This is a genomic window from Woeseia sp. D3-10, assembly GCF_055809415.1.
This window is the reverse complement of record NZ_JBVVTW010000007.1, coordinates 2255599-2268580: the sequence shown is the minus strand read 5'-3', so window position 1 is coordinate 2268580 and position 12982 is coordinate 2255599. Positions and strand designations below refer to the sequence as shown.

Annotated in this window: 7 protein-coding genes; 2 read left to right on the top strand and 5 right to left on the bottom strand. The window is 54.8% G+C overall.

The window, feature by feature from the left end; genetic code table 11:
• Window positions 1–5 precede the first annotated feature (5 nt).
• On the top strand, window positions 6–452 hold the full coding sequence (locus AC0L8N_RS10570; RefSeq protein ID WP_473667611.1) for a cupin domain-containing protein: 447 nt from the start codon (window positions 6–8) through the stop codon (window positions 450–452).
• Window positions 453–1121: 669 nt separating this feature from the next.
• Window positions 1122–2762, top strand: a complete 1641-nt coding sequence (locus tag AC0L8N_RS10565; RefSeq protein ID WP_473667610.1) for a SulP family inorganic anion transporter — start codon at window positions 1122–1124, stop codon at window positions 2760–2762.
• A 394-nt stretch (window positions 2763–3156) separates the two neighbouring features.
• On the opposite strand, the gene AC0L8N_RS10560 is transcribed toward AC0L8N_RS10565, so the two are convergent.
• The 5 genes from AC0L8N_RS10560 to AC0L8N_RS10540 all read right to left on the bottom strand — a co-directional run bounded on the left by AC0L8N_RS10560 (window position 3157) and on the right by AC0L8N_RS10540 (window position 12379).
• Complete coding sequence (locus tag AC0L8N_RS10560; RefSeq protein ID WP_473667609.1) at window positions 3157–4263, bottom strand: hypothetical protein; 1107 nt, start codon at window positions 4261–4263, stop codon at window positions 3157–3159.
• A gap of 39 nt (window positions 4264–4302) precedes the next feature.
• The gene (locus AC0L8N_RS10555; protein ID WP_473667608.1) at window positions 4303–5745 is read right to left on the bottom strand and encodes a COG4315 family predicted lipoprotein; all 1443 of its coding nucleotides are present in this window, start codon (window positions 5743–5745) and stop codon (window positions 4303–4305) included.
• 86 nt (window positions 5746–5831) lie between these two features.
• Entirely contained in the window at window positions 5832–7169 is a 1338-nt protein-coding gene (locus AC0L8N_RS10550; protein WP_473667607.1) for a DUF1552 domain-containing protein, read from the bottom strand.
• 59 nt (window positions 7170–7228) lie between these two features.
• Window positions 7229–8947: a DUF1592 domain-containing protein gene (locus AC0L8N_RS10545; protein ID WP_473667606.1), complete on the bottom strand. Its 1719-nt coding sequence runs from the start codon at window positions 8945–8947 to the stop codon at window positions 7229–7231.
• A 477-nt stretch (window positions 8948–9424) separates the two neighbouring features.
• Window positions 9425–12379, bottom strand: coding sequence for a TonB-dependent receptor plug domain-containing protein (locus tag AC0L8N_RS10540; RefSeq protein ID WP_473667605.1), 2955 nt, complete (start codon window positions 12377–12379; stop codon window positions 9425–9427).
• Between the last annotated feature and the right edge of the window lie 603 nt (window positions 12380–12982).

The window sequence follows — 12982 nt, the reverse complement described above, 5'->3', positions numbered from 1 at the left end:
TAAAAATGAAGAAGATACTTACGTTGATTGCTGGCGTCGTATTGGTCGCAGGAACATTAGTCGCCGCGAATAAAGAGACCGTGTTACCCGCCAAGATGAGCAAGGCTGACATCGCCGGCGACATTTTCAAGCGGCCGGACATGATTGAGAAGAAGTACGACGATGGTCGCGTCACTCTGGATGTGACATCACTGCTGTCAAGCGACAAAAAATTCGCCTCCGGCATGTACAAAGCCGGCAAGAGTCGCTTCGAAGCGACCGAACCGTACGGCGTCGATGAGTTCATGTACTTCCTGGAAGGCAGCGTAACTCTCACCTCGTCAGACGGGTCCGTGCAGGTCATCAACGCAGGCGAAGCCGTGACGCTTCCGAAGGAATGGACCGGCATCTGGGAAACCGACGGTTACACCAAGATCTGGGTTATCTATTCCGAGGACGGATCCGGGCTGTAAGCCAGGCCGGTAATAGCCGTTCAGACCGGGCCGCGGCCTGCGAGCTTCTGACGGGTTAGTTGAAAGCTGTGCGCTGCGCCCGGTACGCGATTGAACATGCGTCCGGGCGCAAAACGAATCACCGATCAATGCTGGCCGCGCGCCACATCGTGGCGAAACCGCAGGGTCACTGACTCACGAGACGCCAACTGGCCGCTCACTTGGCTCGTTGCTCGACGCGTGTCACCGACGATCGAGTCCGCTCTCAAAGACATCCAGCAGTACGTAGTCAATTATCAGATGCATCTGGTCGTTAGTGTCGCGATTGGACACTTCGTGGTTGCGCCTATTATTGATTTCACAGGCATGAATGCAGCACATCGTACTTTCGGATCGCCAATAACGAAGCCAACCTGATCGTTTGCCAGCAAGCGCACATACATCCGATGGCCTATGCGGAACGGCCGGTGCATGACTGAATGCAGGGGGGTGTGGTCACCCAGTTTGAGTGTGCTTTTGGCGAGCGCACGACCTCACCGCCGCGCGTATACCCTCGACTGATGGGTTCGGTTAGCTTTAACGATTCTCGTCTGGGGACTAAGATACTGGCAATAACCTCATTTCCTGATCTTAAAGCGCAATTGCCAACTTCGTTTTCCTGGATGGCTCGAGAACTCATGGACAACCATCATGCAGGGTGAATTCACACCCAAGTTATTTTCCCTGATCAGAGCCGGCATTTCTCGCGAAACGATACTCAAGGATGTTATGTCTGGCGTAATCGTCGGCATTGTTGCTTTACCCCTGGCAATTGCCTTTGCCATCGCTTCGGGAGTTTCGCCAGAGAAAGGGTTATTAACGGCAATAGTAGCCGGCATCGTTATCTCAATGTTTGGCGGCAGTCGGGTACAAATTGGCGGGCCCACCGGCGCCTTTATCGTCATTGTTTACGGCGTTGTCCAGACTCACGGCGTGGACGGTTTGATCATTGCCACCTTCATGGCCGGCTTTATTATGATCGCTTTTGGTCTGGCCCGATTCGGCAACTTTCTCAAATTTATTCCCTATTCGCTGATTGTAGGTTTCACCAGCGGAATTGCTCTGATAATTTTTTCATCGCAGATTAAGGATTTTCTGGGTTTGCCGATTTCCAATGTGCCCGCTGATTTCTTCGGTAAATGGTCGGTGTACGTAAGTTATTTTGATCAGATTAATACCTATGCAGTAGCCATTGCGGTGACCACTGTGTTGATAACCTTCTATTTACAGAAAGTTATCAAGCTGATCCCCGGATCAATTGTGGCCATTGTGCTGTCTACGCTGTTTGTGCACTTCTTCAGTATTCCGGTCGAAACTATTTATAGTCAGTTCGGAGAAATTCCGAACGCGCTCAGCATGCCGCACTTGCCATCGATGGATTTCGAGATCGTTAAATCACTGATTCAGCCGGCGTTTGCAATCGCATTGCTGGGCTCGATTGAGTCCTTATTGTCAGCGGTTGTAGCGGATTCCATGATTGGTGGTAAACACCGATCCAATATGGAACTGGTCGCGCAAGGTGCGGCCAATTCCGCGTCCGCCCTGTTCGGTGGCATTCCCGCCACCGGCGCCATTGCCCGTACCGCCACCAACGTCAATAACGGCGGCCGCACACCGATTGCCGGCATTGTCCATGCTGTAGTTTTGTTGTTGGTGATGCTGTTATTTGCGCCGTTGGCAAAACTGATTCCGCTTTCCTGTCTGGCGGGAATTCTGGTGGTTGTGGCTTATCACATGAGTGAATGGCGGCAATTTAAGTCGATTCTGAAAGGCGACAGAATTGACGTCATAATTTTGCTCACGACATTCTTCCTGACCGTGATTTTCGATCTGGTGATCGCGATTCAAGTCGGTATCGTGTTGTCGAGTTTTATGTTCATGAACAAGATGAGCCAATCCGTGCAGGTCAATAACATCAATATTGATCAAGAACGGATGGAGCGTCTGTTTGATGAAGAAGACCTGGTAATGCCGGACGGCGTGGCGCTGTATGAAATCAACGGGCCGTTGTTTTTCGGTGCAGCCCGGCAGTTTCAGCACACGCTCACCCAAATTCCGTCATCGACTCGGGCGATTATATTGCGAATGCGCTACATACCCTTGATCGATGCCACTGGCTATCAGACGTTAAAGGACATTGTCAGCAGTTTTCGCAAGCAAGGTATTCAGGTTATCTTGTCGGGTGTTCAGGATGAACTGATGAAGGATTTCGAACGTCACGGCGTCTTTCAGGTACTCGACCGACAGTGGGTAGTGAAAGACATCAAGCAGGCATTGCGCTTGCTTCACTAGAATGCGCCCTTTCGAGCTCCAGTCGTTATTGAGATAACTCTTCTGCGCGGCCATTTGCGCAGCGTGTACTGCGCCAAGCTCCAATGCCTACGACAAGCGGCACTGAGGGTGGATTATCCGGAACAATGTTCAGGTGGTCGCTGGGATTAGCCGCAGCACCGATCACTAAAGCGACTGCTGTTTGCTCAGCGAGGATCGCGGGTTTCGCTGTCGAAACCGGCAGGTCGATTCACTATCGAATGAATGGACCTGCCGGGATTTGACTGACTGCCTGATGGCGACTTGCTTTCACTCAAGATACGACAGATACAGCTTCCGCTCGCACAATTGAGATCGGTGACTGTCCAGGCAACAGGTGCCGATCAAATCGGCCTAACTGAAGACCGGATGTCGCTTAGTTGGACGTGTAAGCCATCTGGTTTACGTCTTCGTTCGGGCGCATGACGAACGTTTGGGTCATTCGCACTTCCAACGCCATAGAGATCGCTGTGTTGATCCCGGTTTCAGGATCAGGATAAGCGTCTGCCAGACGACGCAGTGACGGGTACTGTGCCGATGAAGATTCCTGCCCATAGCTCTGATGGTGGGTCGACCAGGTCGTGTTCAGATGATGGTGGAATTTTTCAACGTCTACGTAACCCGCGAGCATCCCTTCTGCCGATTCTTCGGTCAGATTCAGATTGAAACGAAGCGCACGAAAGGTCTGATAGCCGTTGGTATTGAACGTGGAGCCCCAGGGTATCTTGATCGTATCAATTGAGTCCGTGGTAAGTACGCCGTCCACGATCTTGCCTTTGACCTCCTGAATGAACTCTCTGCCCCAACGCAAATCGACGTTCTGAGTTCCTCCAGCGACAAAACCCTCGCCGGTGGCATCGGCAAGCAAGCCATCGGCGCTGCGATACGTGGTCACGGTTACGTCGTCGTCGTTGGTCAGGTCATCAACATCCGAGAGCTCGATCATCCAGCGGTTATTGTTGTACCGCCACATGAATACATTAATAAAGTGACGGAGCGAACCCGCTGCCCGATAGTTCATCGTACAACCCAGCACCCGGTACAACTCGTTGTCGATACCTTCTTCGCCGTCTGGACTCGTGAAATCATTGGGGCCGACTTCCCCATCAAGATTAAATCCGTAGGAGATTTCTCCCTGCGCCTCGTAAAACGGGAGCTCGCCTGGGGACGTACTCGGATGCCAGTTCTGGCCCTCACGCTTCAGTTGCGTCTCCATTACGGTTCGTACTTTGCCGTCATCGGGAAACAGCTTGGCATACAACTCGCGTGGTCCGTCGTTCAAACCATTGGGGCACTCGGTGGCTTCTTCGGTCTCGTAAACGGCGAAGTACCGGTACGTCAAAACGTAACCAATCCGTCCGTCGGGTGGCGCTTCAGCCTGGACCGCGCCAGCGCCGCCCAACAATGTCGCCGCTACAGTGCCGAGCAGCAATCGTCCTGATGTTGACAGGCGTGGCTTTGTATTTTTCCCACTATGGTTCATTGGTCACTCCTCGGCGGGCCGATGATTTTACCGCCGGTATTATCGAGAATAAGCGTTGGACATGTAATCGTCGCGCAACCAAAAGGCCTTGTAACCGTTTCGGTAGCCGTTAAATTCTCCGTACGCATCGCCGTTGGCATCACCGGGCACTTCGTCACCGGTAAATGTGAACACCGGCCGGTCGCGGTATGCCCAAACGTGCATAGCGTCGGCATCGCCCTCAGCTGCGCGATGCCCGGTATTCGGGTTGATTATCATTACGCTCCACAGTCGGCTTTCGCTCTTGGCGTCTATCGGTGCGGGAACATAAGGGAAAGTATTGCGACAGATCTCCGGGTCGCCATTGCCGCATATCGCTAAACGGTATTCCTGAGCGGTGTCAGGATGATCGCAAGCGAGCTGGTCGAAGGCATCGTCCGAACAGTTGTAGAGATAGAGTGTTTTGCCATCAGCATCCGCCAATACGTGGCCGAGGCGAGAAGACTGAACGGTAAAGTCTTCCGGAGGGAGCAAAGCCCTCTGGGTGTAGACGTTATTCCATCCGGGCACATCGCTGCCGATCAGGCTGATGGTACGAGGATCATTATTGTAGGTATAAAGCGGCTTGCCCCAGAAAGCCCATTGACTCACTCCGGGCGAGCGCTCAATGACAGTCCACTTGCCTTGCCCTACTGCCGTCTCCGGCGCCATCACAGGCGTCCAGTTGTCCAAACAACTGTCATAGCAATTTGACTTGTTGGGCTCATCGCCGTCCCAGCTGTACACAGAGTAGCGGTCTTCCGTGATGACCATTCTTCCGGTCGCCATCGGTATCACTTTAAAGACTGGCGGAACAGCAGATCGCGGACCTACCGGTACGCGCACAGCAGGTGCATCGCCACCTCTCTCGATCTTCGTGCCACCGTGAACGTCACCCTTTTGCTGGTCCAGAATGGAGACGTACATCGGGTAACCGTCATAAGACCACTGCGAAGAACCATCGCTGCGTTCGACCAGGGTCCAGTCGCCTATGGGCTCAGCACCCTCGGCAGCAAGCACGGGCGGCCACACCTGAGAACAGCTCAAACGTTCGTCGATGTTGGGTAAGACGAGGCCGGCGGGGTAAGGGCTCATCAGACCGGACGTGACCGTCAGTACCTCGTCGCCGCACTCTGACTTGCCGTCTTTGCGATCACCGGTTGCTCCATTGCGGAGATTTTCCAGCGGCCATTTGTACAGTGTCAAACCGTTAGGATCGGCAAAGACCGGGCCTTCGAGTTCAGTCACTACCACCTGAAAACCGGCCGGCATCTTGGTCTCGACATATTCTTCTTTCACCGCAACGCTGGGTGACTGCCAGTACTCCGACGTCTGCGAGCGGCTGGCCGCCGAATCAGCAGCGTTCACTACGTTGGTATTTGCCGCGAGAATTACGGTGAGCAATGCACTTTTCATTGAAAGGGACACGAAACTGCGACTGGCTGTGGCCACGTATTTACTCATCTTCTGTCATCACTCATAACGTATTTCTTTCTCCGAACGTCCGGCGTAGGGGACGTCGTCGCAAACTCAACGACCTGGTCCCGTACTCAGACCAGTATTTCGCCAACTTCGGCTGAGGTCCGGTTACTTTTTGTGCCCCACGACGGTGTATCCACGCCCATCAGACGCAGCGCTGTGTAACCAACCCGCGTCCCTGCACCACCTTCCAGGTCCACGTGGATACCGCTTTTGACTTTGCCGCCCGCACGACCCGCCGTAAAGATCGGCATGCCGTCCAGACTGTGCATTCGCGCGTAGCCGTGATCGGTCGTTGCGTAGATAAGAACGTTATCAAGCAGCGTGCCGTCGCCCTCTTTGACCGTCGTGAACGCCGACACAAACTCGGCCCAACTTTCCATCGCCCGGCGCGTGAACCAGGAAGCATTCGGCTGGTAGCCCAGCTCCGCATCCACAGGTTCTTCATGCGTGGTCGTGTGGTGTGGCTTTTCGTAACCGGGCTTAATGATTGCTGACGCCGCCGACGAATAGGCCATATTGAAGACACGGGTCTGGTCGCAGGCCAGTGCCATGACCATCAGGTCAGTCATCATGCGATGACGCAAGGCGACGGATTCCGCGGTTTTGTCCATCGGTGGGTCAGAAATTGGTGCTTCGCCCGGACGGCAGCCCGCAATCGGCTCGGGCTTTTCAAGGCGCTGAGCGAACTGATTCTCCAGCTGACGCAAACCAGAAAAGTACTGGTCGAGGCGGCGCCGGTCGTCCGCGCCCACGTTTCGCATCAGCGAGCGTGTCTGATCCATTACCCCGGACAGAACACTTTTTCGAACCCTGACTTGCGGATCGGGATTGAACGTTGTTGCATTGGGATCCGGAAATTCCGGACCGAACAAGCGGTTGTAGAACTGCAGCGGTGACCATTCCGGAGAATTGGGCGTAGTGGAGTTCTCGTAACTGTAGGTAGTACGAACGTCGGCGTTCGCCGTCGCCGTCAGCGAACGAAAGCGCGTGGTACGACCGATCTGATTGGCGATGGTCACGTCGATGGTTTCGCCGGGAATACTTTGCCCGTCCATAGGCGCCACGCCCGTTCTGCCGATGACCCAGCCCGTGTAGTGACATGGGTTCGGGGCATCGTCCGGAAACGCTGACGCATTCGTGAAGAGATTGATGTGTTCTTTAACTGACGCCCACGATGCAATTTCTTCGGGCAGATCGTAATCAGGGCCAAACTTTTTCGGGACGAATACGTTCGCGGTCATCCCAAGCCCGTAACCCCAGGTTCCAAACCGAACCGGCATCGGCGCTCCCGATGCGAGAGCGGTGCCGTTTTCGTTCAAAAAGCAATTCAGGAGAGGGAGTGCAATTGATACCGCACTGCCGTTCACCATTCCACGTAACACACGGCGCCTGCTCAACTTCTTCATCTAATCTCTCCTGCAGCGTAGCCTGCTGCTTCTTGAACCTATTGCTCAGTTAGTCTGGCTTATTGTGGCTGATGCGCGGTATTCCGCGTCATGGTAAGAATTTCTTGTTCGGTATCGTTCGGTTGCTCGTCGCCATGCTGCTCTTCGTCAAATGGCTCCGGCTTCCAGCCGGCCACCACTCTCGAGAAGGATTCACTTAACGCGATCTTTCGCAGCAAGTCCGTGAACTGGTAGCCCTCAGCTGCAAAATACTCATTGAAGTGTGCGAGAAGTGCGTTTTCTTCCGCCCCGACCGGTCCACCGGACCCATAGCTGTAAACGCGCTGCACCAGGCAACTCGGCAAGGCTGGGTTCTCTCGCAATGCCTGACCCAATCCGACCACGTTCTCAAACTCCACGCCATCGAGATTGCCACTGGCGTCTATCACCACACCATTTTCAGTTCGCTGGTGACGACCTTCGCCATTGAAGTTTTCCAGCGCGAGGCCCATGGGGTCCGTAATTCGGTGACAGCCCGCGCATGAGGGTGTCTCGAGATGCGCCTCTACGCGTTGGCGTTGCGTGGGGTAGTGCGAATCGGGGTTCGACAACGCCGAGAAATCAACATTGGGCGGCGGAGGTGGCACGTGCTGACATAACAGCACCTCACGCAGAGCGGCACCGCGTAGCGTCGGAGAACTGCGGCCCGGGTGCGAATGCAACGTAAGGAAGCTGATCTGCGTCAACAACCCGGCTCGCAGGCTGTCATCCGGAAACGTGTACGGCGTCCAGCCAGACGGCGCAGGCATCTCATACAGCACCGCGAGTTCCGGCGAGATGAACGTTGATCGCGTGGTGTACAGGTCACGATAGTCGTTCTTGTCGACGATCAGGTGTTTCACCACCGTGCGCAGTGTCTGTTCGCGTGCTGCCTCGGCCGTCACACTTGTGAATGCTGGATAGATAAGGGGGTCTTTCGACAGAGTATTGAAGTCGTCGAAGGCAAACATGTCATCAAAGAATGCTCGCACGCCACTTTCAAGCCGCGGGCTGGCCAGCATTCGGTCGACGGCACGAGCACGGCCTTCTTTTGTCTGTAACTCGCCGCTTTCGGCGGCCGTCAGTAATTTGTCGTCCGGGCTGGCATTCCAAAGGAAGTAGCTGAGCCGCGATGCGAGTGAGTACGCGTCAAGGCGGAGCTGACCCGGGTTTTCCGGATCCGGCTCGGCATTCTCGACGACAAACAGCAGGTCAGGGCTGATTAACATCCCTTCCAATGCTGTCGCTAGACCAGCGTAGAAATCATTCAGACTTGTCGCGCCAGCCTCAGCGCTTGCGACGTAAGCGGCAACTTCCTCATCAGTCAAAGCGCGCCGGAAAAGCAGGCGGCCTGTCTGTGACAGGAATTTCGTCGCACAGGCATTGTCCGCCGTGTCTTCGGCCGCGGGTTTGCAAGGAATTAAATAGTCACGGTGCTCTTCATTAACCACTTGGGCAGCGGCGCTGGAGGCGGCACGCTGGAACTGTTCAAGCTGCGAGGTATTGACGCCGGCGATCGCCGCGCCGTTGGCCAGCAGACCGTCCGTTCGTGCTGCGGGGGAAAACTCGCCTTGCGTGTGAACGCTGGGGCCGAATACGTACTTGAGAGAATTGATGTATTGGGCCGTCGTAATCAACCGCATACGGGGTTCGGTGCCGGGCGCTTCGGGTTCCGCAGGGCCTGAACAACCGACGACGGTGACTGCGGCCAGCAGTCCGAGCATGGTCCCGCGGACCGAGGTTCTTTTGAGCGAATGCACCTGTCTGTTCTCCTGCTAGCGAGGCCGATCTGAATCAAACGTTACAGAATGCGTGGCCGAGTTGGCAAGTTCTGTTACATGTCATTTGACTGAATACGTTCATTGGCTCTTCCTATGACTCACGAGCATCCTGATCTGACCTCGTCAGGGGGTCTCGAAATGTACCAACAGAGCTTCGAATACTCCATAAATACAGCAACATAGTGAAGAAAGAAGCAAGGATCGCAGCAAGCTCCCCCTGCTTCTGCCGCTTTCGAAATACGCGTGCTTTTCAGCGTTGCGGTCCTCCGTTCTCAAGCGGGTAATGATTGTCCTTTTGCCTGTCGAGGCTTTGCCGCAATGTCGATGGAATCAGGCGCCGAATCTTGGTCGACCCTGCCATGTCCATCGTGACGATCCATTCGGCCGACCAGGCCGGCCGAATGGATCACCTGACGCTTTTGTCTTGCACCAAAGCCGTCATTCGATGGCTGCAGCCTAGAAGCTTACGCGCACACCGGCACGCAGCATCCGACCAAGCCCGTTGTAGAATTGCGCACTACCCGGTCCGAAGATGCCGCCCGCGATAAGCGGTGGGTCTTCATCGAGAAGGTTCTCGGCAACAAAGAATACTTCGGCAGCATCATCGTACATTGAGTAGTTGAACGCGAGATCGAAGTACGTCACTGAATCGACGTGATTGTTGTTGATGGTCGGATTTGCCGCCGTCGATGTCGGGCAGTTCGTGGCGCATTCAATAAGGTTGTTATTGTAAACGCCGGAACCAATGCCCCGCATGGTCAGTGTGGTGCGTAGCGGATGACTGTCGTAAGTCGCGGACATCAGGTAGCGGAAGTCCGGACCGAACAACGTGAAACCAGCTCCGGTTCCCATGTTGTCAGCATTCACACCGGCGCCATCTGTAACAACACCGAAGCTGTCCTGAGTTTCAAGTGAGTCTACAAACGTGGCCAAAGCTCTTAACGACAGGTCGCCATCCAGATTGGAGAAGATGCCGGACATCGGGAACGTGTAGCTCAACTCCACGTCGACACCACTCGTCGACTGCGAGTTAACGTTTGCAGGCTGAACATGAACGAACTCGACGGAACCGTCCGGGGCAAAGTCGATGAAGTCACACAGCGCCTGATCGCCTGCAAAACAGCGGGCGACATAGCCGTCTCTGCCCAGCGTTGCGATCGCACCTTCAATATCGATGCTGTAGTAGTCAACCGACGCAGCAAACCCGGGCAGGAAGGATGGCGTGAACACAGCGCCAATACCGGTCGTATCGGCTTCTTCTGGCTTGAGGTTCGGGTTGCCGGTTGTCCGTGAAGATACGCCGTGCGTTGTGCCACTGAACGGATCATCCAGCGGGGTCGCCGCGCCGAACAGGCCTGCGTCGAATAACTCACCCAAGTACGGTGCGCGGATGTCGCGCGAACGGGTTACACGGAAACGGAGATCTTCTACTGGCGCCCAGCTCGTGCCGACCTTCCAGGTAGTTACCTTGCCGGAGGTACTGTAGTCCGTCCAACGTACCGACGCATTCAAATCCAGCAGTTCTGCAAACGGCTTGTCGTTCGCCAAAGGCACAACGGTTTCGACAAAACCCTCGGTTACGTCGTACTTACCTGAAGTGCCGTGATAGTTTGCTACGAGAAAGCTGTCCGCTTCGTCAAGATCACTCGCGGTTCCGCTCAGCTTTTCAGTCCGATGCTCAAGACCAAAGGCAACAGACACGGGGCCTGCCCAGCTTGAAAACGGTTCGCCCGCTGCACTTACCGCGAAGACGTCCTGCTCCAGGAGGGTATCCGCCCAGCCTGTGCCAACGACGTAACCTGCAGCCAACTGAGAGTTCACGCCCATGCCCATCGGATTGTAAGGGTAGCAACCCGGGTCATCATTCGATGGGTCGGCATCGGCATTGATACGGCAAACAATCTGGCCGCCATCAAGTACGGCATCGACCGCTAAACGGTAACGTGGAACGATTTCGTTGTTTGTTGATCGCGAAATGATGTCGTGGGTGCTCTTTGAGTAGTACGCATCCCATTGCCAATTGTTATTCGCAACGTTCAGCTCACCCTCAATGCCGGCAACGTAACGCTTCAACGTGCGATCATTTCGGGCACCGAAGTTGGGCAAATCATAGTTGGTTGTACCCAATGTGAAGGATGGAATTCCACCGGCAGTCATTTCCGCCTGCACTGATGCAGGAATGAACGGATTACCCGAGAGGATAGTCACGTTACCCAGGTTGAAGTTGGGTGCGGACTGCTTGTTCTCGCCTTCCGTATGCGCCCAGTGCACTGTTGCGTAGGCCGTAGTGGAATTGCCAATGTCGTATCTGACGTGCGAGAAAGCGGTATCGCGTACCAGTTGCAACGCCAGGCTCATGTCCGTGTTCACTCTGGACTGTTGCCAATCGCCACCGGTCATTACGGGACCACTTATAAGAGAACCAAACTGGAATGAAGCAGGTGCGCCGCCCTCCAGGAACTGCGTACCACGCAAAGGGCAGGCAACACCGGGAGCGGTTGCGCAGTTAACAATCAAACCACCCCGGGTCGCGACAGACAGACCGGCATCGGTGACGGTAAGATGCCGCGGCTGGCCGTTGTCAGGCGTGTAATTCGGGTTGCTTATGAAGGCATACGAAGTCTGTGCCCAATCGCGATCGTTGTAAGGGATAGCGGCTTGGTAGGCATGTTCAGCATTGAAAAGGAAGTGTCCGCGGCCATCGGCGAACGGCAAGCCGGCGGTGAAGGTGCCCATTACGTTCTCACCGTCTCCGTGAGTCGTAGCACCACCCTGCACCGTACCTTTGAAGCCGGTGTAATCCGTATCAAGAATAAAGTTGACTACGCCAGCGAGTGCGTCGGAACCGTACGCGGCGGATGCACCACCGGTAACCACTTCAACGCGTTCAATGAGTCCGCTTGGAAATTCGTTGGTGTCGACGGCGCCGCCGTTGTTATCGCGGTTGCGATACTGTGACGTCACGATGCGTTTGCCGTTTAATAATGTCAGCGTTCGATTCGGACCGAGTCCCCTGAGGCTCAGCGTGTTAACGCCGGCCGAACCGCCACTAATGGTGGTGGACGCATTGCGTGTGGTCACGCTGCCCGAAAACATCGGCAGTCTGTTTACTGCGTCAGCAATCACGGTCACGCCCATTTCGCCGAGCGCTTCCTGACCCAGGACGGTGACCGGAGTCGGCGACTCGAAGCCGTCACGTACGACGCGCGTGCCGGTAACGGTGACCTCTTCCAGAGGTTCATCGTCCGCGTTGTTCCCCGGTGCGCTTTCCTGAGCACCGGCCGTACCGATGGCAAGCAACGCGGCTACCGGCAAGAATTTAGCGCCGGATAATCCCGTGCCTTTGCGTACAGTGGCGGCATTCGATTGCCACGCTCGTCTGTACGACGTCCATTTTTCGTTCCTTCCCATCTAAAGTTTCCCCCCAAGTTTCAACAACTTACTTCCCCGATAGTGCGGTATTTCCACTTTGCTCTTTTTTTTATGCAGTTTTGTCTTATATCACAAAATTAACGCGATCCAAAAATTTTTCGTGTCATATAAGAACTGTGGAAGACGGAAGTTACCACACTCGATCAGCCGCTAAACCACCAAGGTGCATTTAGTACCGTATGGGGTACAAACGGCCGTCTATTGAGCCTGCAAATATTTCTAACGCAGTGTTTTGCATTTGGATTTTGGCTTGAGGTTAATGACCTATCTTGTCGGAAAGTGGCGCTCGCGTTTGTGACGGATCTTCACTGACATGGTGAAGACCGCCGGAAGATATTAAGAAGATTGAAACGGCAGCATGAATGGGAGAAGCAGGTACAGAACTCGCTCGTATTCCGGCGAACATCGAGTTGTAGCAGACTGCGACTTGCCAGGTGCGGTTCGCTACCTGCAGCCCGGTTATTAGCCGCACAAACACCACTCATCAAGACTAACAAGCGACGTGCGTTGCCACATGGATGCTGGCACCGCCCAGCGCATCAGTTGCTACTTCGACGCCTTTAGTTTGTACTTGGAGATCGC